At 64.0% G+C, this 24,699-nt stretch carries 25 protein-coding genes; 13 read left to right on the top strand and 12 right to left on the bottom strand.

Translation table 11 applies throughout. The features are described 5' to 3' along the window. The first annotated feature begins 107 nt into the window (after window positions 1–107). The 5 genes from argS (at window position 108) to BLR94_RS09755 (ending at window position 5,227) form a co-directional block, all read left to right on the top strand. Window positions 108–1,871 carry an arginine--tRNA ligase gene (gene argS / locus BLR94_RS09775; protein WP_084304637.1) on the top strand — a complete coding sequence of 588 codons (1,764 nt, stop codon included), beginning with the start codon at window positions 108–110 and terminating at the stop codon, window positions 1,869–1,871. Further along, window positions 1,872–2,567, top strand: a complete 696-nt coding sequence (locus BLR94_RS09770) for an SPOR domain-containing protein (protein WP_084304638.1) — start codon at window positions 1,872–1,874, stop codon at window positions 2,565–2,567. It begins immediately after the preceding gene. A 294-nt stretch (window positions 2,568–2,861) separates the two neighbouring features. Continuing rightward, window positions 2,862–3,398 carry an ATP-dependent protease subunit HslV gene (gene hslV, locus BLR94_RS09765; protein ID WP_084304639.1) on the top strand — a complete coding sequence of 179 codons (537 nt, stop codon included), beginning with the start codon at window positions 2,862–2,864 and terminating at the stop codon, window positions 3,396–3,398. Window positions 3,399–3,422: 24 nt separating this feature from the next. After that, window positions 3,423–4,760 (top strand): ATP-dependent protease ATPase subunit HslU, encoded by a 1,338-nt coding sequence (gene hslU, locus BLR94_RS09760; protein WP_084304640.1) that lies wholly within the window; start codon window positions 3,423–3,425, stop codon window positions 4,758–4,760. 95 nt (window positions 4,761–4,855) lie between these two features. Beyond that, a complete protein-coding gene (locus tag BLR94_RS09755; protein ID WP_084304641.1) occupies window positions 4,856–5,227 on the top strand; it encodes a gamma-butyrobetaine hydroxylase family protein in 372 nt (123 codons plus the stop codon). A gap of 95 nt (window positions 5,228–5,322) precedes the next feature. Here BLR94_RS09755 and BLR94_RS09750 read toward each other — a convergent pair whose 3' ends face one another. The 9 genes from BLR94_RS09750 to BLR94_RS09710 all read right to left on the bottom strand — a co-directional run bounded on the left by BLR94_RS09750 (window position 5,323) and on the right by BLR94_RS09710 (window position 14,826). After that, window positions 5,323–6,144, bottom strand: a complete 822-nt coding sequence (locus BLR94_RS09750; protein WP_084304642.1) for a phasin family protein — start codon at window positions 6,142–6,144, stop codon at window positions 5,323–5,325. 537 nt (window positions 6,145–6,681) lie between these two features. Further along, on the bottom strand, window positions 6,682–7,791 hold the full coding sequence (locus BLR94_RS09745; RefSeq protein WP_084304643.1) for an AlgP family protein: 1,110 nt from the start codon (window positions 7,789–7,791) through the stop codon (window positions 6,682–6,684). Window positions 7,792–7,933: 142 nt separating this feature from the next. Continuing rightward, window positions 7,934–8,395 carry a sigma D regulator gene (rsd, locus tag BLR94_RS09740; protein ID WP_084304644.1) on the bottom strand — a complete coding sequence of 154 codons (462 nt, stop codon included), beginning with the start codon at window positions 8,393–8,395 and terminating at the stop codon, window positions 7,934–7,936. 329 nt (window positions 8,396–8,724) lie between these two features. Further along, on the bottom strand, window positions 8,725–9,999 hold the full coding sequence (locus BLR94_RS09735) for a heme biosynthesis HemY N-terminal domain-containing protein (RefSeq protein WP_084304645.1): 1,275 nt from the start codon (window positions 9,997–9,999) through the stop codon (window positions 8,725–8,727). Next, window positions 9,996–11,141: a uroporphyrinogen-III C-methyltransferase gene (locus BLR94_RS09730; protein ID WP_084304646.1), complete on the bottom strand. Its 1,146-nt coding sequence runs from the start codon at window positions 11,139–11,141 to the stop codon at window positions 9,996–9,998. The genes BLR94_RS09735 and BLR94_RS09730 overlap by 4 nt, the downstream gene beginning before the upstream one ends. A gap of 16 nt (window positions 11,142–11,157) precedes the next feature. After that, window positions 11,158–11,931: a uroporphyrinogen-III synthase gene (locus BLR94_RS09725; RefSeq protein WP_084304647.1), complete on the bottom strand. Its 774-nt coding sequence runs from the start codon at window positions 11,929–11,931 to the stop codon at window positions 11,158–11,160. Then, entirely contained in the window at window positions 11,928–12,866 is a 939-nt protein-coding gene (hemC, locus tag BLR94_RS09720) for a hydroxymethylbilane synthase (RefSeq protein ID WP_084304648.1), read from the bottom strand. Before hemC ends, BLR94_RS09725 begins: the two co-directional genes overlap by 4 nt. Before the next feature lie 140 nt (window positions 12,867–13,006). Next, window positions 13,007–13,753, bottom strand: a complete 747-nt coding sequence (locus tag BLR94_RS09715; protein WP_084304649.1) for a LytR/AlgR family response regulator transcription factor — start codon at window positions 13,751–13,753, stop codon at window positions 13,007–13,009. Next, window positions 13,750–14,826 (bottom strand): sensor histidine kinase, encoded by a 1,077-nt coding sequence (locus BLR94_RS09710; protein ID WP_084304650.1) that lies wholly within the window; start codon window positions 14,824–14,826, stop codon window positions 13,750–13,752. Before BLR94_RS09710 ends, BLR94_RS09715 begins: the two co-directional genes overlap by 4 nt. A gap of 218 nt (window positions 14,827–15,044) precedes the next feature. Here BLR94_RS09710 and argH point away from each other — a divergent pair, with 218 nt between their 5' ends. The 3 genes from argH to BLR94_RS09695 are packed head-to-tail and all read left to right on the top strand — an operon-like array spanning window position 15,045 to window position 17,510. Then, on the top strand, window positions 15,045–16,439 hold the full coding sequence (gene argH / locus BLR94_RS09705) for an argininosuccinate lyase (protein ID WP_084304651.1): 1,395 nt from the start codon (window positions 15,045–15,047) through the stop codon (window positions 16,437–16,439). Next, entirely contained in the window at window positions 16,439–17,002 is a 564-nt protein-coding gene (locus BLR94_RS09700; protein WP_084304652.1) for an AAA family ATPase, read from the top strand. Before argH ends, BLR94_RS09700 begins: the two co-directional genes overlap by 1 nt. A 28-nt stretch (window positions 17,003–17,030) precedes the next feature. Continuing rightward, window positions 17,031–17,510: a GNAT family N-acetyltransferase gene (locus tag BLR94_RS09695; protein WP_084304653.1), complete on the top strand. Its 480-nt coding sequence runs from the start codon at window positions 17,031–17,033 to the stop codon at window positions 17,508–17,510. Here the strand turns inward: BLR94_RS09695 and BLR94_RS09690 are convergent, their stop codons facing one another. Further along, window positions 17,511–18,176, bottom strand: coding sequence for a glutathione S-transferase family protein (locus BLR94_RS09690; protein WP_084304654.1), 666 nt, complete (start codon window positions 18,174–18,176; stop codon window positions 17,511–17,513). 167 nt (window positions 18,177–18,343) lie between these two features. Between BLR94_RS09690 and BLR94_RS09685 the strand changes: the two genes are divergently transcribed. Continuing rightward, window positions 18,344–18,586, top strand: a complete 243-nt coding sequence (locus BLR94_RS09685; RefSeq protein WP_084304655.1) for a DUF4282 domain-containing protein — start codon at window positions 18,344–18,346, stop codon at window positions 18,584–18,586. A 75-nt stretch (window positions 18,587–18,661) separates the two neighbouring features. Here BLR94_RS09685 and BLR94_RS09680 read toward each other — a convergent pair whose 3' ends face one another. Next, window positions 18,662–19,285, bottom strand: coding sequence for a 2-dehydro-3-deoxy-6-phosphogalactonate aldolase (locus tag BLR94_RS09680; protein ID WP_084304656.1), 624 nt, complete (start codon window positions 19,283–19,285; stop codon window positions 18,662–18,664). 111 nt (window positions 19,286–19,396) lie between these two features. Further along, window positions 19,397–20,194 carry an IclR family transcriptional regulator gene (locus BLR94_RS09675; protein WP_084304657.1) on the bottom strand — a complete coding sequence of 266 codons (798 nt, stop codon included), beginning with the start codon at window positions 20,192–20,194 and terminating at the stop codon, window positions 19,397–19,399. Window positions 20,195–20,360: 166 nt separating this feature from the next. Here BLR94_RS09675 and BLR94_RS09670 point away from each other — a divergent pair, with 166 nt between their 5' ends. The 4 genes from BLR94_RS09670 (at window position 20,361) to BLR94_RS09655 (ending at window position 24,612) form a co-directional block, all read left to right on the top strand. Next, on the top strand, window positions 20,361–20,636 hold the full coding sequence (locus BLR94_RS09670) for a hypothetical protein (RefSeq protein ID WP_084304658.1): 276 nt from the start codon (window positions 20,361–20,363) through the stop codon (window positions 20,634–20,636). Between the two features lie 178 nt (window positions 20,637–20,814). Continuing rightward, complete coding sequence (locus tag BLR94_RS09665) at window positions 20,815–21,060, top strand: TIGR02647 family protein (RefSeq protein WP_084304659.1); 246 nt, start codon at window positions 20,815–20,817, stop codon at window positions 21,058–21,060. A gap of 109 nt (window positions 21,061–21,169) precedes the next feature. Continuing rightward, complete coding sequence (locus tag BLR94_RS09660; protein ID WP_090423688.1) at window positions 21,170–24,010, top strand: class I adenylate cyclase; 2,841 nt, start codon at window positions 21,170–21,172, stop codon at window positions 24,008–24,010. An 89-nt stretch (window positions 24,011–24,099) separates the two neighbouring features. Further along, window positions 24,100–24,612, top strand: coding sequence for a sigma-70 family RNA polymerase sigma factor (locus BLR94_RS09655; protein WP_084304661.1), 513 nt, complete (start codon window positions 24,100–24,102; stop codon window positions 24,610–24,612). The last annotated feature ends 87 nt before the right edge of the window (window positions 24,613–24,699 follow it).

Below are 24,699 nucleotides of genomic sequence, written 5' to 3'. Positions count from 1 at the left end.
CTTTTATTGGAGGCTGGTGGCTTGCAGCTTGCCGCTGCTTTTATAATGCCCAGTTTTCCACCCACGCTTTCGAGCGGCGCCGCATCTCGCGGCCGAATGAGCAGACCATGAAAGACAGTATTCGCCACCTGATCCAGCAAGCCCTGACCCGCCTGACCGCCGAAGGCGTTCTGCCAGAAGGCCTGAGCCCGACGATCCAGGTGGAGAACACCCGCGACAAGACCCACGGCGACTTCGCCAGCAACATCGCCATGATGCTGGCCAAGCCTGCGGCGATGAAGCCCCGGGACCTGGCCCAGAAGCTGATCGATGCCCTACCTGCCGATTCGCAGGTCAGCAAGGTCGAAATCGCCGGCCCGGGCTTTCTCAACTTCTTCCAGAACAGCGACTCTCTGGCCGAGCGCCTGGAAGCCGCCCTGGTCGACGCTCGCCTTGGCGTGCGCAAGGCCGGCCCGGCCGAGCGCGTGGTCGTCGACCTGTCCTCGCCCAACCTGGCCAAGGAAATGCACGTTGGGCACCTGCGCTCGACAATCATCGGCGACGCCGTGGCGCGGGTGCTGGAGTTTCTCGGCGACGAGGTGATCCGCCAGAACCATGTGGGTGACTGGGGCACCCAGTTCGGCATGCTGCTGGCCTTCATGGAAGAGAACCCGGCCGCTGCGGAAAGCGAGCTGGCCGATCTGGAAGGTTTCTACCGCGCCGCCAAGAAGCGCTTCGACGAATCCACCGAGTTCGCCGAGCGGGCTCGTGCCCTGGTCGTCCAGCTGCAAGCCGGCGAGCATGAATGCATGCGCCTGTGGCACCGTTTCAACAGTATTTCCCTGAGCCATTGCCAGAAGGCCTACGACCGCCTGAACGTCAAACTGACGCCGGCTGACGTCAAGGGCGAAAGCGCCTACAACGCGGAGCTGCCAGGGGTGATCGAAGCCCTGCGCGAGAAAGGCCTGTTGACCGAGGACAATGGCGCCCAGTGCGTCTTCCTCGACGATTACAAGAACGCCGAAGGCAACCCGCTGCCGGTGATCGTGCAGAAGGCCGGTGGCGGCTACCTGTACTCGACCACCGACCTGGCCGCGATGCGCTACCGCAGTCAGCAGCTCAAGGCCGACCGTGCCCTGTACTTCGTCGACCAGCGCCAGGCCCTGCACTTCCAGATGGCTTTCGAAGTCGCCCGCCGCGCCGGCTTCGTGCATGAGGGCATGCAACTCGAACACATGGGCTTCGGCACCATGAACGGCGCCGATGGCCGCCCGTTCAAGACCCGCGATGGCGGCACGGTGAAGCTTATCGACCTGCTCGACGAAGCTGAGGTACGTGCTTACGAGCTCGTCAAGGAACGCAACGACCAGCGCGCGGCAAAGGGTGAGACGCCGTTCGACGAAGCCGAACTGCGTGAAATTGGCCGTGTCGTGGGCATTGCCTCGGTGAAGTACGCCGACCTGTCCAAGCACCGTACCAGCGACTACAGCTTCAACTTCGAGCTGATGCTCAGCTTCGAGGGCAATACGGCTCCCTATCTGCTTTACGCTTATACCCGTACGGCAAGCATCTTCCGCAAACTGGGCAAGAACGCCGAGCAGCTCGACGGTCGCATCGAACTTCAGTCGCCCCAGGAAATCGAACTGGCCGGCAAGCTGGCGCAGCTCGGCGAAGTGCTGGGTAGCGTCGCGGACAAGGGCACGCCGCACTTATTGTGTAGCTACCTGTACGACGTTGCCGGGCTGTTCTCCAGTTTCTACGAGCATTGCCCGGTGCTCGGCGCCGAAAACGAAACCATCCGCCAGAGCCGTCTGCGCCTTGCCGCGCTGACCGGCCGCACCCTCAAGCAAGGCCTGCAACTGCTCGGCCTGGAAACCCTGGAGCGCATGTAAGTGGCAGCCCGCAAGAAGCCCGCACCAAAACGCGGCGCCAGCCGTTACAAGGCCCCGAGCAAACGCCCGGTACCGGGCTGGATCTGGCTGGCCTGCGGGCTGGTGGTTGGCGTGTTCGCCATGCTGCTGTTCAACCTGCAGCCGGGTAGCGACGCGATCAAGCGCGAAAAACCGCAGCCTGAGCGCGCCGGCATCACACCCAAGGCGACGCCGTCGGCGACCAGCCAGGAACCGGGCAAGCCCAAATACGATTTCTACACCCTGCTGCCGGAATCGGAAGTCATCGTGCCGCCGGACGCCGTACCACCGCCCACCACGCCGACCCCGCCGCCGGTAACCCCGGAAGAAGCGGCGAAGATCGACGCGGCCCGCGCACAGGCCGCGCTCAACGGCGAAACTCCACCGCCAGCGCCGCCCGTGGCAACAGCGGCGCCTGCCGCGCAGGCGCCACTGACCACCCAATTCTTCCTGCAGGCCGGCTCGTTCCGCCGCAAGGACGACGCCGAGGGTGTGCGTGCGCAGATCACCCTGCTCGGTCAGAACGTGCGCGTCGAGTCCGGCACCGTGCGCGACGAAACCTGGCACCGCGTACTGGTCGGCCCGTTCGCCAACCGCGACCAGTTGGCCCAGTCGCAAAAGGCGCTGGCCGCCAACGGGTTCAGCAATCTCCTGCTGCAACAGCGCCAGACCCGCTAAAACAGCGTTAACAGGCGTAATAAGCCAAGAGCGGCCTGTGATCGGCTTTTGTGGGAGCGCGCCATGCGCGCGAAATCGCGGGCGCGGCCCGCTCCCACAATAGATCGAAGATCCGCTCCCGCCTTGACACGGTCACCGGTCACGAAGCGAAACCCGCCTCGAACAGATAACGCGGCATCCAAAGCCTGCCATCGGGCAGTTCGTTTTCCTACCGTTCGCACCATCTGGCTTGAAGCACGCAAAAGCCACCCCCATATATGAGGTCAACCCCGGAGCTGCCGAAGGAGCATGCCCTTGACCACCATCGTTTCAGTCCGCCGCCACGGCAAAGTCGTCATGGGTGGCGACGGCCAGGTATCCCTCGGCAATACCGTGATGAAAGGCAACGCGAAGAAAGTCCGTCGCCTGTACCACGGCCAGGTCATCGCCGGTTTCGCCGGTGCCACTGCCGATGCCTTCACATTGTTCGAGCGTTTCGAGTCGCAGCTCGAAAGGCATCAGGGCCACCTCGTCCGCGCCGCCGTGGAGCTGGCCAAGGACTGGCGTACCGACCGGTCCCTGAGCCGCCTGGAAGCCATGCTGGCCGTGGCCAACAAGGACGCCTCGCTGATCATCACCGGTAACGGCGACGTGGTAGAACCCGAGCATGGCCTGATCGCCATGGGCTCTGGCGGTGGCTTCGCCCAGGCTGCGGCGCTCGCGTTGCTGCAGAAAGGCGGCGAAGAACTCGACGCCCGCGAGATCGCCGAAACCGCGCTGAAGATTGCCGGCTCCATCTGCGTCTTCACCAATCAGAATCTGACCATCGAGGAGCTGGACTCGGCCATCTAGGCCAGTCCTGATCGGAGCCCGCTCATGTCCATGACACCCCGCGAGATCGTCCACGAACTCAACCGCCACATCATCGGCCAGGACGACGCCAAGCGCGCCGTGGCCATCGCCCTGCGTAACCGCTGGCGGCGCATGCAGCTACCGCTGGAACTGCGTGCCGAAGTGACGCCCAAGAACATCCTGATGATCGGCCCGACCGGCGTCGGCAAGACCGAGATCGCCCGGCGCCTGGCCAAGCTGGCCAATGCCCCGTTCCTGAAAGTGGAAGCGACCAAGTTCACCGAGGTCGGCTACGTCGGCCGTGACGTCGAGTCGATCATCCGTGACCTGGCCGATGCGGCGGTGAAGATGCTGCGCGAGCAGGAGATCGTACGCGTGCGTCATCGCGCCGAAGACGCGGCCGAAGACCGCATCCTCGATGCCCTGTTGCCGCCAGCGCGCAACGGCTTTGCCGAGGAAGCGGCGTCGGGGGACTCCAACACCCGTCAACTGTTCCGCAAGCGCCTGCGCGAAGGCCAGTTGGACGACAAGGAAATCGAGATCGAAGTGGCCGACAGCCCTGCCGGCATCGAAATCATGACGCCGCCCGGCATGGAGGAAATGACCAGCCAGTTGCAGAACCTGTTCTCTACCATGGGCAAGGGCAAGAAAAAGAGCCGCAAGCTCAAGGTCAAGGACGCGCTGAAACTGGTGCGCGAAGAAGAGGCCGGACGCCTGGTCAACGAGGAAGAACTCAAGGCCAAGGCCCTGGAGGCGGTCGAGCAGCACGGCATCGTGTTCATCGACGAGATCGACAAGGTGGCCAAGCGTGCCAATGCCGGTGGCGCCGACGTTTCCCGCGAGGGCGTGCAGCGTGACCTGCTGCCGCTGATCGAGGGCTGCACCGTCAATACCAAGCTGGGCATGGTCAAGACTGACCACATACTGTTCATCGCATCCGGGGCTTTTCACCTCAGCAAGCCGAGCGACCTGGTGCCGGAGCTGCAGGGGCGTCTGCCGATCCGTGTCGAACTCAAGGCACTGTCGCCGGAAGACTTCGAGCGCATCCTCAGTGAGCCTCACGCGTCGCTCACCGAGCAGTATGTGGCACTGCTGCAGACCGAAGGCCTGGGCGTGGAGTTCGCCGAAGACGGCATCAAGCGCCTGGCCGAGATCGCCTGGCAGGTGAACGAGAAAACCGAGAACATCGGCGCCCGCCGCCTGCACACCCTGCTGGAACGCCTGCTGGAGGAGGTATCCTTCAGTGCCGGCGACCTGGCTGGCCAACAGAATGGCGAGGTCATCCGCATCGACGCGGCCTACGTCAACAGCCACCTTGGCGAACTGGCGCAGGACGAAGACCTGTCACGCTATATCCTCTGAGAGCAGCGGCAAGCTGCAAGCCACGAACATCGAGCCAAGAGCGACCTGCTTTTTGACTCCAGCGTACAGCTTGCAGCCTGTGGCTTGGAGTCCGCATGCGTATCCCCACCTCGATCAAGCTGCACAAGGCGTCGCGCACGCTGGAACTGCAATACGGCAACGACAGCTACAGGTTGCCTGCGGAGTTCCTGCGCGTGCATTCGCCATCGGCCGAGGTGCAGGGCCACGGCAAGCCGATTCTGCAGACGGGCAAGCTGAATGTCGCGCTGATCGGCATCGAGCCTGCCGGCAATTACGCCCTCAAACTGACCTTCGACGACGGCCACGACAGTGGCCTGTTCAGCTGGGACTACCTCCATCAACTGGCGCTGCGCCAGGACGAGCTCTGGCGTGACTATCTCGCGGAACTCGCAGCAGCAGGCAAGTCCCGCGATCCGGATGAGTCGGTCGTGCGTCTGATGCTCTGACCCGCAGCCATCCCTGACGGCTTGGTGCAGCTATTTCCCAACTGAAATGAAAACGCCCGGCACAAGGCCGGGCGCTTTCGTTACCGCGCGCAATCTCAGGACTGATTGCCCGAGGCTGGCGTCGTAGCGGTTGCCGGCGAGGCAGTTGGCGCTGGCGTGCTCACCGGCGCTGCCGGCTTGGCCGCGGCTGGCTTCTTCGCTGCAGGCTTGCGTACCGGCTTGGCAGCTGGTTTGGGCGCAGCCTTCACTGCCGGCTTGGCTGCAGGTTTGGCGGGGCTCTTGCTGGCAGCCGCAGGCTTGGCGGCTACCGCTTTGCCAGCAGAAGCCTTCTTCGCCGCCGCTGCTTTGCCCGCTGCAACTTTGGCGCCAGGCTTCACCGCCGCTTTCGTCGCTGGCTTACTGGCAGCATTGCTCGCAGCCGCAGGCTTGGCAGCGGAGGCAGTCTTGGTAGTGACAGGCTTGCTAGGCGGCTTCGCGGCAGCAGACTTGGCAGCTGCCTTTGCGGGCAGGCCGGTCAATGCCTCCAGTTGCTTGGTCAGCAACTCGACCTTGTCGTTGAGTGACTTGACCTCACTACGACTCGGCACGCCCAGGCGCGAGATGGCGCTGTTGAGGCGCTTGTCGAAAGCCTCTTCGAGCTCGCCCCACTTGCCGATTGCCCTGTCCTTGACCTCATCGACACGGGATCTGGCACTACCGGTCGAACGCTTCGCTGCATCGGCGTGCTCGCCCGCGTCGCTCTTGGCGGCCTTTTCGGCTCTCTCGCCATCCTTGACCAGCGTGTCGAACAGCTTGGTGCCGTCCTTGCTGACCTTGGAATACGCGCCCAAGCCCGCCAACCAGATCTGCCGCGAGTACTTTTCAACCTCGCCGATCCACGAGCCGGTCTGTTTCTCGGATTTCTTTTTGACAGCCATCCTGCTCTCCTTATTGGGTAAGCGCGACGTGCTCGAGCAACGCGCTCAGCTCATCCAGCGTAGCAGACAGGGCTGGGTAGCCTGTCGAGCGGGACGCCGAGCCGGTTGGGGCGCCTGCCACGCTAGGATCCGAGGCCCGCTCGATCTTTCGATACTCACGAAGACCCCGTTCTTCACGAAGGACACTCTGCTTCTGACTCCGTCGGCTGGCCGTTGGCCAACCCGACTCCCTCATTGACCCGCTTCTTGGCACGCTGTTCCGCTGGGTAGCCGATCCGCGGCAGTTTTCCAGCAAAGAGACAAGATCAGGCACCTTCGGATGTGCACACCTGGGTCGGCGCCTGCATCCATGCGGCGGCGCCGACGAAGCAAGGAATGGACACCACCACCAGGTACAACCGGGAGGCACGGCAGCGCGCTGTCGAGACAGCAGGAGGCGGGAACGCAGCAATGCAATAGATACGAGCCACTCGCTCGTGGGAGACGGCCCGCGAACGCTCCGCCAGGGAGCGCTCACGGGCTTTCGAGGCAGCTGAATCAGCTGGCGCTAGGCGGGGTCACACCATTGCTATTGCTCGCTGCCGGCGCGGGAGCCGGGTTCGACTCGCTGACCGGTTTACCTGCGGCCGGGGCGACCGCAGCCGGTTTGTCCGCTACGACTGGCTTGGGCGCAGGTTTGGCTGCTGCGGGTTTCGCTGGTGCCTTGGTAGCTGGTTTGGACGCGGCAGGTACTGGCTTGGCGACTGGTTTTGCAGCGGCTTTGGCGGCTGGCTTGGCTACAACAGGTTTTACCGCGGCTTTGGCAGCCAGCTTGTCAGCGGCAGGCTTGGCGGCGGTGCTAGCGGCTGGTTTGGCAGCAGTAGGCTTCGCGGCGGCTTTGGCGGCTGGCTTGGTTACAGCAGGTTTTGCAGCGGCCTTGGCGGCGACTGGCTTCGCGGCAGTGCTAACGGCTGGTTTGGCGGCGGCTGGCTTCGCGGCAGTGCTAGCGGCTGGTTTGGCGGCAGCAGGCTTCGCGGCGGCTTTGGCGGCTGGCTTGGCAGCGGCTGGCTTCGCGACAGCTTTGGCAGTTGGCTTGGCTACAGCAGGTTTTGCAGCGACTTTTGCAGCCGGCTTGGCAGCAGCTGGCTTGGCGGCGGCTTTGGTGGCTGGTTTGGCAGCAGCAGGCTTCGCGGCAGCTTTGCCCGCTGGCTTGGCGGCAGCAGGCTTCGCAGCGGCAGCTTTGGCCGGCGCTTTGCTGCGAGAGGACAGAACCTTGCTGGCAGCTTCACGAACCTTGCCGACACCCTGAGCCAGTTTCAGGCTTTCCTGAGCATCGCGTTTTAGCTGAACGATGTATTGGCGGGTCTCGCCCTGGCGAGCCTGCAACGCATCCAGGGCGCCTTCCAACTCGTCGACGGCCGACTTGGCCTTGGATTGTGCCTTGGCTTTGCCTGCCTCAACCGAGGCCTGCAATTTGCCGCGAGCCTTGTGCAGTTTTTCCTGCGCGGCACCGCGCTGTTTTTCCAGCTTGGCGAGTACTTTTTCAGCATCTACCAAGGCTTGCGAGCAGGCACTTTCGAGGTGCTCGAGCAAACTGCCGGAGAGCTGCTGAAGCAGGTGCAAGGGAGTGGTGACCGATTTCTTTTTCACGTTTTTCGTGGCCGACATGACGCGCCTCCTGGCGGATGAGATGAAGCCATACTAGACCTGTGAATTTGCGCCCGCTAGCGGCGCTTTGCAAGCCCATGCGTATGAGAGCGAGTGCACAAAGACAGGAGACGGAAACGCCGCGATTGCACGGCGTGCAACGTCATACCGCAGCGGCAGTGGCCTGCTGCTTGTGGGCGGTGTGCAGCACTTCGATCAGGCAATCTTCCAGCTCGAAACGCTCATGAAGCATCTGACCAAGACATTTGAGCTCGGCACCGACGGCCTGGACATCAGCGCAATCACCGGTATCGCAGCGGTCATTGAAAGCCAGGGCAGCCTCGGTGATCACCTCAAGACGCGGGTATATCTGCTTGGCCAACTCGAGACCGCGCTGGTCACCGAATGCACGAGCCTCTTCGGTAAGCTGCTGGTAGACCTCGAAATGCCCGGCGGAAACGTAGTCGACGAGAATCTCGCAGAACTGCTGCCTCATGGACTTGTCACTGACATCGTCGATGGCGGCATAGGCCTTGATCAGCTCAGCGCGCTCCTGCAACCAGCGATCGATCAGCAGGTGCACGCCGCCCCAGCGTTCCTGTGCATTCTGGCAACTTTCGAGCATGATGATCTCCCTCCCTTAAGGTGTTTCCTGTAGGCATCCGGGCAACGGCTATGGTTCGGGAAACAGGCAACCGCCTCGGATGGGAAGCTGGCTGATCGCCCTGTTGGCGGCATTCACCTGCGGCCGCTCCGGTGCGAGCCCTGCTCACACGGCGGAAGACGACCCAAGCGTCATGCACCGATACCTGAACGCACAGCCGAATCCGGACACTAGCATGATTCGCATTGCAGTCCGAACACTGATTTCGGCTTATCGCACGTGGCCGGGTACATGCCCACGACCCGCAGTACCAGCCGCCGCGAGGCAGGAGCGACGCACCTGGGCACGGATCAGCGCTCAGGCCCCAGAGCATGCGGCTGCACGACCGTGGCAGCGGCACCACTCGCCACCTGCCCGCTCAAGCGACGGTCGAGCAGACCGAGGCCTTCCTGAAACAAGCTGTTACTGCGCTCCACTTCCCCCAACTGGGCAAGCAGCCGTGCCAGCTCCGCGCAGGTTTCCGGATGGCGCTCGAAGGTCAGGCTGCTCTCGAAGTAGTCTCGGGCCTTTCCCCACAGCTGGTTATGCAGGCTCAGACGGCCCAGGGTCAACCGTAGTCCCGCATCCTCGGGATGCTGTTTCAGCCAGCCCTCGGCAGCCTGCAACTGGCGGGCCGGATCGCGACCATGCAGCAGGCCGTACAAACGCGCCAGGCGACTGTCGTATTCGCGGTTCAGTGCCTTGTTGAGCAACTCCTCGGCACCCGGCTCGGCCCCCAGCATACGCAGACGATCGGCATACACCGCAAGCAGCTCGGGCTCTGCGCGTAGGTTGGGCGACAGTCGTTCCCACGCCTGGGCCAGAGAAGGCAGTACGCTTTCATCGGCAGCGCTCAAGTCTATGGCGGTCAGGTACTCGCGCCAGGCCCGTCGCTCCAGCGCCATCAGCTCGGCAGGAGCCAGCGCCTTCTCCTTGCGCAGCACCGGCAGCAGTTTGAACAGCGCCTGCCAGTCACCCCGTATAACGTACAGATCCTGCAATTGGCGCAGCACCTGCGGGTTGCGCGGATGACGCTCCTGCATCACCAACAGGGTTTCCTGAGCGGTATCCACTTGCCCACGCGCCAGTTGCAGTTCGGCATGGGTCAGGGCGATGGCCAGCTCGGCATTCGGCTGGCGCTCCAGCGCCTCGGCCAGCAGCGCATCGCTTTCCTCATAGTGCTCGAGATTGTTGGCGGCGCGGGCGGCGCCCAGGTAGTGAATCAACGGCCGGGGCTCGTTGCGGGCAATTCGACTCAGATGCGTCTGGGCCTTGGCCCAGCGGCCCTCGATCAATTCCTGGAAGCCATGTTCCGAAGCGCTGCGTACACGGCGCTCACGGTGCAGGCGCGACCACGGGTTGACCAACCCGAGTGAAGTCAACAGTGCCCGAATGACCAGGCGCAGCAGCCAGAGCGCCAGCCACACGGCAACGACCAGCAGCACGAATGCCCACAAGGTCGACTCATAGCGAAAGCCCTGGTAGGCGAACAGCACATAACCCTGGTGTTCGGAGATGGCCAGGCCAAGCAGCGCCAGGCCGCCGATCACCAGCAGGGTGAACAGCAGCAGGTAAACGCGCTTCATGGGCGCCCCTCCCGGTTACCGGTTGCCTCATCGGTCGGCGCGTCCTTTAGCCGCTCACGTGCCGATTGCTTGTGCTCGATGTAGGCCTGCACCGCGTTGAGGGACTGAGTCAGCTCGGGCACCTGGACTTCGATGGGCTTGTCGACCAGTTCGCCAACCCGCGCGCGCAGGGCCCGGCTGTCAGGATTGTCACGATTGAAGTTGGCGTCCAGTACCTCCCCAGCCTGCTGCAGCGCCTGACGATAGACCTGGGTCTCGCCATGCAGCGCCGCCCATTGCGCCTGCTCGAGCGCAAGACTCAGCGCCAGGCGTACCTGGGTCAGGCTTTGGCCGGCGAGCAGCGGGCGGATGTTCTGGTCGGCATTGAAATCGAGACGGAAGTACTGCGACAGCGTCTGCAAGCCCTGCGTCCACCAGGTGCCTGGCTGGCTGTCTGCAGCCAGCTCACCCAGTACGCCGCCGTCGGCCACGAACTTGGGATTCAGCGAGTTCAACTGCGACGCCTGCTCACGCAGGGCGCCAAGTTGCAGGAACAATCCGGTGCGATCAGGGTTCTCGGTCGAACGCAGCGCCTCCAGGCTCCTGGCCAACTGCTCACGGGCGGCGAATGCGGCCGGATCATCCTGATCCCTGAGAATCTCGTCGGCCGCCTGCACCAGCGCCGTGGCACTGTTGGTATCCTGCAACGCCGACAAGCGCAGGCTGGCCAGGCGCAGCAGGTGTTCGGCCTCGGCAAGGCGCCAGTCCTGGCGGCTGGCACCGAGCACGGTTTCCAGACGCTGGTTGAGCAATTGCTGGTCGCCTTGCAAGCGGGCGACCAGACGGCGACGCTCTTCAAGCTCCTGCACCGTCGGCAGTTGCTCGAAACGTTCACTCAAGCTGTTGGTACGCTGCGAAAGCGCCTGGGTCTGGCTGCGCGCCTCCTCGAGCTGACCGGCATGCTGCTGGGTTCCGGTTTGCAACGCGCGCAGTTGCCAGACACTCCAGCCCCCGACAGCGATACCGATGACACCGACCAGCAAGGCCACGGCCGCCAGTGCGGAACCCGGTGAAGCAGGCCTGGCCTGGCGTGCAGGCGGGGAAGATTCGAGGGCGGGTTGCACAGGCTGCTCCTGCTCTTTCGGGGTAGTCGCTTCGCTCACGTATCCATCCTTCGATTCACAAGTCGGGCGTGGCCTGCGCATGCAAGGCCGCCAACAACGCCGCGGTATCGGCACCACGGCAATCCACAACACTCCGTGCACCCAGCTCGCTGGCCATCACGGCGACTCGCGGACTGGGTACGAATAAGGGTAGTCGCGCCACCGGTGGCCAGTCAGCGGCCGCCAGATGGTGCAGATGCATCAGGCCCTGCCCACTGCTGACCACCAGCCCATTCAAGCGTTCCACCTGTAATAGCCTCTGCAGGGTGCCGTCGGGGTACTCCGGCAGCAGCCGGCGATAGACAGCCAGGTAGTCGACCTCAACGCCCTGTTCCCGCAAGCGATCCGCAAGCAGAGTGCGGCCCTCCTCGCCCCGGATGATCAACACCCGCGGAAACAGCGCATCCTGCAGTACGGCCTGCAGTTCGGGCAAGGCCAGCAGGGCCTCGCTGTCATCCCCGCGGTCGGGCCAGGTGACCCGTAGCCCGTAGTCCGCGAGGAGCTGCCCGGTGCCCGCCCCCACGCTGAACCAGGGCTGGGCGGCCAGTGGCTGCGGCCAATAGCGGTCGAGCAGGCCGAGACCGAAGCGGGCAGCCGGCTTGCTCACCACGATGACGGCGGTGTAGCGATTCAGGTCGCAGATGGTTGCACTGTGCTGCGGGGTTTCTGGCAGAGGCTGGATGTCCAGCAAGGGCAGGCACGCGGTATGCACACCCTCGCCAGCGAGCACCGTTGCCAGCGCCTGACAGTCCTGCTCCGGGCGCGTCAGCAGCAGGCGCCAACCCATCACTCGGCTGCGCCCTCGGCATAGATGGCTTGCAGTATCGTGCCCGCCCCCTGGGCCAGCAAGGCTTCGGCCACCTCGATGCCCAGGCGCTCGGCATGCGCCGCGGCGCCACGCTGTTCGGCACGCAGTAATCGGCCGCCATCGGGCTCGCCGACCAGGCCTCGCAGCCACAGTTGCTCGCCTTCGAGAATCGCATAGCAGGCGATCGGTACCTGGCAGCCGCCGTTGAGACGCTTGTTCATGGCCCGCTCGGCGCTGACCCGCAGTGCGGTCTCGGCATGGTTGAGCGGCGCCAGTAGAACCTGCAGCTCGGCATCGTCGATCCGGCATTCGATTCCGACCGCACCCTGACCGCCAGCAGGCAGACTGTGCTCGACGCCTATCGAGTCGCGGATGCGTGCTTCGAAGCCGAGGCGGATCAGGCCGGCAGCCGCGAGGATGATGGCGTCGTACTCGCCAGCATCCAGCTTGGCCAGGCGGGTATTAACATTGCCACGCAGGAACTGGATTTTCAGGTCGGGTCGACGCGCCAGCAGTTGCGCCTGGCGACGCAGGCTCGAGGTGCCGACCACGCTCCCGGCAGGCAGCGCATCGAGGCTCTCGAAATGGTTGGAGACGAAGGCATCGCGCGGATCCTCACGCTCGCAGATACAGTACAGGCCCAGCCCATCAGGGAAGTCCATCGGCACATCCTTCATCGAATGCACGGCGATGTCGGCTTGGTTTTCCAGCAGTGCGGTCTCCAGCTCCTTGACGAACAAGCCCTTGCCACCAATCTTCGCGAGGGGTGCATCGAGCAGTTTGTCACCCCGGCTGACCATCGGCACCAGGCTCACCGCCAGCCCTGGATGAGCCTGTTCGAGACGTGCCTTGACGTGTTCGGCCTGCCACAGGGCCAGGGCACTCTTGCGGGTGGCGATGCGGATTTCGCGAGGCATGGGACAATTCCAGAGAACCAATTGCCAGCGATGATAACAGGCATCCATGGGATGCGAGCTGCTGGCCCGCATGGCAGTAGCCTGCAATCACGGCCAGTCGCGTGCTTTTTGTCGGCAGTCCATGGACTGGAGCGGAGCGCTCAGAGCTGGTTCATCATCTTGCGAACGCCCGCGACATGGCGGCGGCTGACCACCAGCGCATCACCATTGAGCCCCTTGAGGTAGAGTTGGAAGTGCCCCAGCGGCGTACGTTGCAGGCGCTCGATGCGCTCACGTGATACCAGCGCGTTACGGTGGATGCGCACGAAGCGATCACCGAACTCGTCTTCCAGTGCCTTGAGCGGTTCATCCAGCAACACCTCGCCACCCTCATGACGCAAGGTCACGTACTTATGATCAGCGATGAAGTAGATCACCTGATCCAGCGGAATCAGTTCGATGCCCTTGCGAGTACGGGCGCTGATGTGACTACGTGGGCCAACGCCACTTTCCGCCGCCGGGCGAGTCAGCGCAGCGAGTTGCACGCGGTTGAGGCGCTCGGCCTTCTTCAACGCTTCCTCGAGGTGCTCGGGGCGAACCGGTTTGACCAGATAGCCCACCGCACTGACCTGAAAGGCCTCCACGGCGAATTCATCATGGGCGGTGCAGAAGATCACCGCTGGGGGCGCTTCGCGCTCGCACAGACGGGCGGCAGCCTGCAGGCCGTCGAGACCGGGCATGCGGATATCGAGCAGTACAACGTCGGGCTTTAGACTCTCGACCAGAGCCAGTGCCTCTTCACCATTGCCCGCAGACGGCTCGACAACACGATAACCCGGCAAAGCGGCAACCATACGGCTCAAACGCTCTCGGGCAAGGGGTTCGTCATCGACGATCAAGACATTCATAATGATCTGGCTTCCTGCGTGAGTCTTGCACATGGATAGCGAAGACGGGTGTAGTGAAGACCATCACGACGCTCCACGCTGAGACTGGCCTGCGCACCGAAAAGTGCCGCAAGACGCGCGTCGATGTTGGCCAGCGCCTGATGGGTTCCGCGCGACGCCAGAGGCTTGCCGCCGTCCTCGTATGGATTACTGACGCTGAGATGGAATACACCATCGATGTAATTGGCTGATATCTGCACCAGACCCCCTTCGATACGTGGCTGGATACCGTAGATCAAGGCATTCTCCAGCAGCGGCTGCAGGGTCAGCTGAGGAATGGGTAAATCAGCGGGGACATCATCAACCTCCCACTGCAACTGTAGTCGTTCACCGAGCCGATACTGCTCGATCGATAGGTACCGCTGCGCCAGTTCCAGCTCCTCGCTCCAGCTTACGAGGGTGCCCGGCCTGGCCAGACTTGCCCGAAACAGATCGGAAAGATCCAACACAGCCTGTTCCGCCCTGACAGAGTCTGTGACAACCAGGCTGGCGATGCTGTTCAAACTGTTGAACAGGAAATGCGGGCGAATCCTCGCCTGCAACGACTCGATACGCGCGCGTAGCTCGGCCTGCTCCTGGCGTCGCCATTGGCTCTGCAGATAGAAATAGCGCAACAGCAACGCCGACATGATCAGGCTGATCAGCGCGTGGCGAAGGTACAGGTTCACCTCGCCCTCGTGGAGTAGCGGCCCACCGAGGTCGTAATAATCGGCGACTGCCGTACAGCCCAGCGTCAGGCCGACCACCAGGACACAACACGCCGCTCCGGCCCACATCGCCCGCAGCCGCGCGAGCAGCGGGCGCAAGCGGCACAGCAATGCCGAGGAGAGCAGCACGATCCACTGCACGAACAGCGAGGTCAGCGCCAGGCGAACCCAGTCGAAACCGGGCAGCATCGGCTCGGCCAATACCAGCACGAGCACCAGCAATTCGGCGAGCAGCACGGTGCTGAGCAGCGCCTCGGGCTGGCACAGTTCCGGCACGAAGAAATCATCGGGCGCAGCAGGGGGCGAGGTGGTGCGATGGGTGTTCATCGCCGCAGTTTCCGCGCACGCCGGCAAGCCGGCAAGCGCGGCCATCGCAAGCTGGTGAAATAGCTCACGCCACTGCGTCACGCCTGATGAAAATGTGATTCAGGCAACAGTATCCCGAGCCGCTGCGTGGAGCGAAGTGTCTGGTATCATCGATGCCAATTTCCGTCGTGCCGCACCTTTGCGGCGCTTGCGCACCTGCATACAGCCGAGTCAAACCCATGAGCAACGAGAAAACCAATCAGTCCTGGGGCGGCCGCTTCAGCGAGCCCGTCGACGCCTTCGTCGCCCGTTTCACCGCCTCGGTGGAATTCGACAAGCGCCTGTATCGCCACGACATCATGGGTTCCATCGCCCACGCCAGCATGCTCGCCAAGGCGGGCGTGCTGAGCGATGCCGAGCGCGATGCGATCATCGACGGCCTGGCCCAGATCCAGAGCGAGATCGAAGCAGGCAACTTCGACTGGCGCGTCGACCTGGAAGACGTGCACATGAACATCGAGGCGCGCCTCACCGACCGTATCGGCGTGACCGGCAAGAAGCTGCACACCGGCCGCTCGCGCAACGACCAGGTGGCCACCGATATCCGCCTGTGGCTGCGTGACGAGATCGACCTGATCCTCGCCGAAATCACCCGCCTGCAGCAGGGCCTGCTGGAGCAGGCCGAGCGTGAAGCCGAGACCATCATGCCGGGCTTCACCCACTTGCAGACCGCTCAGCCCGTGACCTTCGGCCACCACCTGCTGGCCTGGTTCGAAATGCTCAGCCGCGATCACGAGCGCCTGGTCGATTGCCGCAGGCGCACCAACCGCATGCCCCTGGGCAGCGCCGCACTGGCGGGCACCACCTACCCGATCCAGCGTGAAGTAACCGCCGAACTGCTCGGCTTCGACGCCGTGGGCGGCAACTCGCTGGACGGCGTGTCGGATCGTGACTTCGCCATCGAATTCTGCGCGGCCGCGTCCGTGGCGATGATGCACCTGTCGCGCTTTTCCGAAGAGCTGGTGCTGTGGACCAGCGCGCAATTCCAGTTCATCGATCTGCCGGATCGTTTCTGCACCGGTTCCTCGATCATGCCGCAGAAGAAGAACCCGGACGTTCCCGAGCTGGTACGTGGCAAGACCGGCCGCGTGTTCGGCGCCCTGACCGGCCTGTTGACCCTGATGAAAGGCCAGCCGCTGGCCTACAACAAGGACAATCAGGAAGACAAGGAACCGCTGTTCGACGCCGCCGACACCCTGCGCGATTCGCTGCGCGCCTTCGCCGACATGATCCCGGCGATCAAGCCCAAGCACGCCATCATGCGCGAAGCGGCCCTGCGTGGTTTCTCCACCGCCACCGACCTGGCCGACTACCTGGTGCGCAAGGGCCTGCCGTTCCGTGACTGCCACGAAATCGTCGGCCATGCCGTGAAATACGGTGTCGACAGTGGCAAGGATCTGGCCGAGATGAGCCTCGAAGAGCTGCGCCGGTTCAGCGATCAGATCGAACAGGACGTGTTCGCCGTGTTGACCCTGGAAGGCTCGGTGAACGCCCGCGACCACGTCGGCGGCACCGCGCCTCGCCAGGTACGTCTGGCCGTTGAGCACGGCAGGGCCCTGCTCGCCTCACGCTGATGGAGGCCTGGATACCCGGCCGGCGTATTTCGGTGGTCGGCTGCTCGGGCGCGGGCAAGACCACGCTATCGCGCCGCCTGGCGCAGCGTCTGGGCTACCGCCATGTCGAGTTGGATGGCTTGTTCCACCAGCCCGGCTGGCAGCCGCTGCCCACGGAACAGTTCCAGCGCGCCGTAGCCGACGCCCTGCAGGGTGACGGCTGGGTCGTGGAAGGCAACTACTCCTCCGCCCGCCCTCTGGTACTGGAGCGCGCGGACCTGGTGATCTGGCTGGATTTACCGCGCCCAGCCGTGATGCGCCAGGTGCTGTGGCGTACCTTGCGGCGGCTGCTCAGCCGCCAGGTACTATGGAACGGCAACCGCGAGCGCTGGACCAACCTGTTCAGCCTCAAGCCCGAGCAATCGATCCTGGTCTGGGCCTGGACCCGGCATGCCACCTACCGGCAGCGTTACGGCGAGGAAATGCGCAACGCTCCGGCTCATCGGCATTACCTGCGGCTGAGTTCACGCCAGGCCGTCGAACGTTTCCTGACCAGCCTGTCGGCTGAGGCAACCATTCGATAACACCATTCACTCTTTCCGGAAGCACCAGATGCCACTCACCATTCGCCCCGCAGTACGTGAAGACGCCGCCCTGATCCTGCGCTTCATCACCGATCTGGCCATCTACGAAAAGGCCGAGCACGAGGTCAAGACCGACATTGCCGGCATCGAAAACAGTCTGTTCACTGAAGGCGGCACGGCCCACGGCCTGATCTGCGAACGGGACGGCGAGCCCATCGGTTATGCCGTGTATTTCTTCAACTACTCGACCTGGCTGGGCAAGCACGGCCTGTACCTGGAGGACCTCTACGTCACCCCTCAACAACGCGGCGTCGGTGCCGGCAAGGCATTGCTGCGCCACCTGGCCAGGCTGGCGGTGGCACGTGGTTGCGGTCGCGTCGAATGGTCGGTGCTGGACTGGAATCAGCCGGCCATCGACTTCTACCAGTCCATCGGCGCCAAACCGCAGAACGAGTGGATCGGCTACCGCCTGACCGGCGAAGCGCTGACCGACTTCGCCGCCGGCTGATCAGCCGGCCAGGCGTGCCTTCATATGCGCCATGAACGGCCCGAACGCCGCCTCTTTGTCCGCTGCTATGCGCTGTACGTTGGGGTTGCTGGCAAAACGCTCGAGCAGCGTGCGGGCTTCGGCAAAATCGCCGAGCAGATCGATCTCGAACAGCTTGTGCGCCACCGCAGCGGCCAGGTCGATGCTGTACAGGAAGTACAGGTCGGCCAGGCTCAGGCTTTCGCCAGCCACATAGGGCGCGAACACCCCCAGGCGCTTGAGTGACTCGACACCGGCGAGCAATTCCTCGCGGCCCTTGCTGAGAATCGCCGGGTCCAGCGACATACCGAAAAACGCCTGGGCGTAGCAGGATCGCGCCGGCAACTCGATATACAGCTCGATGTGCCTGGCCAGCTCGCGCACCCTGGCCTGCTCGAACGCGCCCCGGGGCAACAACGCGATACCCTGCCCCAGGGTGTCGAGGTATTCCAGAATCGCGGAAGTTTCGCTGATGAAGCCCTCGCCACACTGCAGCACCGGCACCTTGCCGCGCGGACTGATGGTCAGGAAGTCCTCATCACGGGATGCATAGGCATGCACCTCTTCGAACGGCAGGCCCTTTTCCAGCAGGGCGAGCTTGATCATGTTGTAGTAGTTGCTGACGGCAAAACCGTGGAGCCTGAGCATGGATGGGTATCCTCTGATAGACAGCCGGGACGAGCACGCTAACCTCATTTCAGGCGCTTTACCACAAGCGCTTCAGACCAACTGGTCTGCTACCGCCCTGGCCTGCTACTCTCCCGCCGCCTCGGGCTCGCCGCCCGGCAATCCCTACCATGGACTGGAGTCACACCATGAAGAACCTGTTCTTCTTCGACGCGATGCTCACCCCGAAAATCATCACCTTCGTCTATTGGCTGTTGCTGCTCAGCGTGGCCGCCAGCGGCTTGGCGATGATGTTCAGCACCGACGGCAGTTTCCTCGGCGGCCTCGGCACGCTGATCGGCGGCGTCATCGGCGCGCGTATCTGGTGCGAACTGATGATCGTGCTGTTCAAGATCCACGAAAACCTGCAGAAAATCGCCAGCCGCACCTGACCAGCACGCTGCGCGTCCAGCACCTCGTCGGCGCTGTCAGAAACCGGCTGCGATGGGCAATGGGCGAAGCGAATTTCAGTGCTGCGTGGCCTTCCAGGCCGCCACGAAGGCCCTGCCGTTGTCACTCACGTGCGCGGCGCTCATGCCTGGTTTGTACAGCGCCGAGCCGAGGCCGAAACCGCTGGCTCCGGCTGCCACATAGGCGGCCATGCCGGCAGGCGTGATACCGCCGACCGGCAGCAGGGCGATGTCCTGCGAGAACACCGCGCGCCAGGCCTTGACGATCGACGGAGTGAACTGCTCGGCAGGAAACAGCTTGAGCACCTGAGCGCCGGCCTCCAGTGCCGCGAACCCCTCACTGGGCGTGGCCACTCCGGGCGAACTGAACAACCCGGCGCGGCGCGTGGCACGAATCACCTCAGGGTTGCAGTTGGGCGACACGATCAGCCGGCCTCCTGCCTGCGCCACCTCCTCGACCTGCCGGGTGCTGAGTACGGTACCGGCACCGATCAGAGCGCGATCACCCAGTTCAGCCGCCAGCAGACCGATGCTCTGTAAGGGCTGCGCAGAGTTGAGCGGAATCTCGATCAACCGGAAACCGGCTTCGTAGAGTGCCAGGCCGACCGGCACGATTTCCTCAGGCGTGATGCCGCGCAGAATGGCGATCAACGGCAATTGCCGCAGAGGGGAATCAGGCATGCGAAGCGCTCCTCAGAGGGGTTACGGCGACGACGACCACGGCACCGGGCAAACGGCGCGGACGAGGTCGATCTTGGTGGCTGCGTGGGCGGTGCTGTCGAGGCGCGTCGCTCATCGGGCACTCCACCCCAGTTCCCGGGAAATGGTGGCGGCACAAGCGGTCACTTCCGGGCGCAACTGATGCATACGCGCCAGAGGCATGTAAGGGATGGCACTGGCGACGCTCAGCGCCGCGACTATCTGCCCGCTGGCGTCGCGGACCGGAGCGGCGATACAGCGTATGCCCAGCTCGTTCTCTTCCAGATCGAAGCTGAAACCGCCCTCGGCATAGCCGCTCATCAGGCGGTGAAACTCATGCCATGAAGTGAACGCCTCACGCAGCCCCGGCTGCCCGGCACGGCGCTGCAGGCCTTGCTGATACAGCTCCTGCCACTGCGCCTCGGGCAGGTCGAGCAGCAACGACTTGCCGATGCCGGTCAGCGCCAACGGCATGCGCAGGCCGACGCGCGAACGCATTTCCAGGCCACGGCTGCTCGACAGTTTCTCGATATAGAGCACGTCGCCTTCGTCACGCACGCCCAGGTGCACGGTGTCCTGGGTGAGCCGTGCCAACGCCTCCAGATGGGGCCGTGCAACCTTGGCCAGGGGCATCTGCGCACGGGCCTTGTAGCCCAGCTCGATAAGCCGGTGGCCAAGCTGATAGCCACCGGCGCCACCGCCAACCGGGCGCAGATAGCCCGCCTTCACCAGCGCGGAGATCAGGCGGTGGGTGGTGCTGCGCGTGCAGCCGATGGCCGCGCCGATGCCGGCCAGGCTGCCGGCCCCCTGAGCGACCGCGTCGATCACCGCCAGTCCTCTGAACAGTGCCTGGGCACCCTGGGGTGCATGGTGGTGGTTGTCTTCGGGCATGGGGCTCTCCTGGCAACGCACTCTAGTCGGCCTTTCGATAATTCTCAATATACGGGACTAACTCCCATATTGTGGAAATCGATCGAATTACACGACGGTTTGCGTGGCCAGCCAGAATCCGCACTGTCAAACTGGCGACTCCTTCCAGCCCCCCCGGATCCGCGAGATGAGCACTGCCGACCAGCACGATGACGAAACCTTCACCGAGCAAGCGCTGCTCGAGGCCATCGAGAACCAGTTGCAGTCGGGCGAGCCAGCCTTCGCCCGCGCTGTGCTGAACACGTTGACGCTGGTGGGTTACGAGCGCGCGGAGAGCGTGCAGATGATGGCCATGGTGCTCGCCCATGAGGTGGATGCCATGCTACGCGAGGATCGTCCTTTCGATAGCGAAGGCTACGAGCAGGCGCTACGCGCACTGCCGACGCTGCCCGAGGAGCACTGAGTCGGTCCGCGCCGCGCGTGCGGCCATCCGCGACGGTAGCGGCCACCGGCAGGCTCTCGATCAACGCCAGCAGCCCCGGCAAACCGAGGGAGCCTTGACTACACTCAGGCCGTGGGGCGCCAGCCCCCCCAAAGCCCACGGTCTGTGCCGTGCACGATAACAACAGGCAGGAGTCACCATGGCCTTCACCGCCGAACTGGTCGCCGAACTGGACATTCTATTGCTGTTCAACCTGGACAATGGTCAGGAGGGATTGAAGATCCACCACGATGCTGCCCCCTCCGTCATCGCCGCTGCCGAGCGTCTGCATGACAAGGGGCTGATCAGCCTCGCCGATGGCGGCTACCTGACCCGCCTGGGCCAAGAAGCGGCCGAGCACGTGCAAGGCCTGCGCGCCATCCTCACCACCCCACAGCCGGCCTGATCGTGGCCCATGCCCCGCCGCCTCGACAGCGGCGGGCCTCTACGCCACCAGCGATTGCGACAGGACCTGCACGACTGTAGTCTTGCTCATCACCCGGCCGAGCCCGAGCATGACGCGCCACCTGCCCCTGCGCCCCAATATCGACCATGGCATCGACCGCAAGGTGCTCACGCAATTGCGCGCACGTTTTATGCGCGTCAACCAGGGCCGCCAGCAGCGCGTCATGCAGGTGCTGTCGCCTCGTCAGCAGCGAGTGCTCACGCTGTTGCCGCTGCTGTTCCACGTCAACCATCCGCTGTTGCCCGGGTATGTCTCGGCGCAGACACCTGCCGGCCTCAGCGGCTTCGAACCGAGCCCCCAGCTGCTCGCCGAAGCCCAGCGCCTGACCCGCTCGTTCGCCTACAAGGCCGCCCGTGGCCCGGCACCCACGCCGATCCACGGGCTGTTCCTGATGGGCAGCCTGGGTACCGTGGCGCAGGCCGAGCAGAGCGACATGGATCTGTGGGTCTGCCATGCCAGCGACCTGACTGCCGCAGCCCGTGAAGAGCTGCGCCGCAAGTGCGACCTGCTGCAGGCCTGGGCCGCCAGCCTGGGCGCCGAGGCGCACTTTTTCCAGATCGACCCGCAGCGTTTCCGCAGCGGCGAGCGCGGGGCGCGCCTGACCTCGGATGACTGCGGCACCACCCAGCATTTCCTGTTGCTCGACGAGTTCTACCGAACCGCGATCTGGCTCGGTGGTCGCACACCACTGTGGTGGCTGGTACCCGCGCTCGACGAGCAGCGCTACGAGCGCTTCACTTCAGCCCTGCTGAGCAAGCGTTTCATCCGTGAAGAGGATGTCATCGACTTCGGCCACCTGGCCCATGTGCCTTCCGGCGAGTTCATCGGCGCGGGCCTGTGGCAACTGTTCAAGGGCATAGAATCCCCCTACAAATCGGCGCTCAAACTGCTGCTGACCGAGGTTTACGCCAGCGAGCACCCGCAGGTGAACTGCCTGTCGCTGCGTTTCAAGCAATTGGTACACGACGGGCAACTGGACCTCGATGAGCTCGACCCCTACGTGCTGATCTATCGCCGGTTGGAGGAGTACCTCGGCGCCCGCGGCGAGCCGGAACGCCTGGAGTTGGTGCGTCGCTGCCTGTACCTGAAGATCAACAAGAAGGTCAGCAAACCGCCACGCAACCGCGCCAAGAGCTGGCAGCGCCTGTTGCTCGAACGACTGACCGCCGAATGGGGCTGGGGCGAGCGCCAACTGATCATGCTCGACAGCCGCAGCCAGTGGAAAGTCCGCCAGGTGAGTGCGGAGCGCCGTGCCCTGGTCAACGAGCTCAACTACAGTTACCGCTTTCTGTCCCAGCTCGCCCGCCACCAGAGCGGCCAGGCCGCAACCGATAGCCGTGACCTGGCGGTGCTCGGCCGCCGCCTGTACGCGGCGTTCGAGCGGCGCGCCGGCAAGGTCGAATTCATCAACCCGGGGATCGCGCCGGACCTCGGCGAGGACACGCTTACCCTGGTGCATTGCCCCACCCCCAGGGGTGATCGCTGGGCGCTGTTCAACGGCAGTCTCGGCCCCCAGGAATGGCTGGACTTCGCCCCGCTGCGACAGGCCCGCAGCCTGATCGAACTGCTCGCCTGGTGCCATCGCAACGGAGTCATCGACAGTGCGACGCACCTGTCGCTGCACCCGGGCGACAGCGACCTCAGCGAATTCGAGCTCAGCCACCTGCTCAACGGACTCGCCCAGGCGCTGCCCATGCCGCTGGAAAGCGTTGCGCAAAGCGCCCTGCAGCGGCCCCGTCGACCGACGGAAGTACTGTTGCTGGTCAACGTCGGCGTCGACCCGCTCAGGCAGCACAGCCAGATGAACGTACACATGACCAGCGAACGCACGGACCCTCTGGGCTACTCCGGCGTACGCGAGAACCTGGTGCTGACGCTCGACACGGTCATCCTCAACAGCTGGAACGAACTGCTGGTGCAGCGCCATGAGGGCCCCGACGCCCTGCTCGACTGCCTCACCGACGTCCTGAACGCGTTGCCCGCCAATGGCGGCCGCCCCAACCTGCGGGTACTCTGCTTCTGCCGCAACCGCGCGACAGCCATCGCCGAGCGTGTCGATGAGTTACTGCGAGGCCTGATCGCCAGTCTCGATAGCGGCGAGCAGCAGCGCTACCTGCTGCAGATCACCCGCCGTTATCACCTGCTCGAGCTGACGCCCGGCGACGTCCGCCACACCACCCTGGACGATCTGCCAGCCCTGCTCGAGCACCTTGCCCAGGATCGCGCTGCTTACAACCCGCTGCGCCTGGACCGTAACGCACTGGAAGACGAGGACCTGGCGCTGATTCTCGGCGCTGGCCGTCCTGCCTGCATTCAGGTGTTCTATCGCCTGCACGAAGCAGACAGCCTGGCGCAGGTCACCGTGCTCGACGAACATGGGGTGGTGTGGCGTACCCAGGCGCCGTTCCATGACGAAGCGAGCCTGCTGACACCCTTGCAGCGCTTCCTGCAGTCGCTGCTCTATCGGCGCAATGCCGCGCTGGCCCAGGAGAACCCACAGCCGCCCCTGGAAATCATCTACCAGCAGTTGCAGCCCGCCGCGCCCCTGCGCGCCCAGCGCCTGGAACAACGCCCTGCGCCGCTGACGCAGGTGAGCCAGCCGTTCTACGACGTGCAGGCGATCGTCGAACCCGGCAGCGGCCAGCGGGCCTACATCAGCCTGTATTGCAACCACCGGGAATTTTCCGAACTCGAATACGCCGACAACCTGTTCAGCGCCGTGGCCGAGCACATCGTTGCCCTGCGCAGCGGGGCAGAGCGCTATCCCTGCTACATCACCGACCTCGATCTGTCCGCCCTGCTGGGCGACCGACAGCCCTCGGTGGTGCATTACCTGCGCTACAAGGCCAGCCTGGAAGAGGCGTTGAATAACGCCCTGCGTGGACGCTGAAGGGATTATTGATAACAATTCTCAACATGAGATAACATGCGCACTCGCTGTAGCACGCCCGCTGTGCACGGCCTCTGGCAGTCATCATCGTGTCTCCACCCAGCCACAAACTCGATCTCTACCTCACCCATCGCAATGCCCTGGTGGACTACGCCGCATCGCTCGTCAGTTGCCGTGCCCAGGCCGAAGACGTGGTGCAGGAGGCTTGGCTGCGTTTCAACAGTCGTGCCAGTGCCGAGGCGGTGATCGACCAACCCGTCGGCTATCTGTATCGCATCGTGCGCAACCTGGCTTTCGACCTTGGCCGACGCATCGCCACCGAACGTCGCCAGCCGGACAGTGGACAACTGCTCGACACGCTTTCCGATGACAGCCCCGGCCCCGAGCAGCAGGCCAGCAGCATCACTGAACTGCGCATCGTCAATGCCGCCCTGGCAGAGCTGCCGGAGCGCGTGCGTCGGGCATTCGAGATGCACCGCCTGGAAGGTCATACCCTGCAGCAGGTCGCGGTGGCGCTCGGCATCTCCGTCGGCCTGGCCCATCAACTGGTTCACCAGGCGCTATGCCATTGCGCGGACCGACTGGAGCAGGCCAATGGATGATTTATCCGCAGGCGTGGCCACGCCCGGCTTTGCTCGTGACATTCGACTGTGCGAACATCTGCCACCTTTTCACCTGACCGCGATCCG

The sequence above is a fragment of the Phytopseudomonas flavescens genome, assembly GCF_900100535.1.
Taxonomy (GTDB): domain Bacteria; phylum Pseudomonadota; class Gammaproteobacteria; order Pseudomonadales; family Pseudomonadaceae; genus Aquipseudomonas; species Aquipseudomonas flavescens.
Note: the sequence above shows the minus strand (reverse complement) of the source record. Positions and strands in the feature narration are given on the sequence as shown.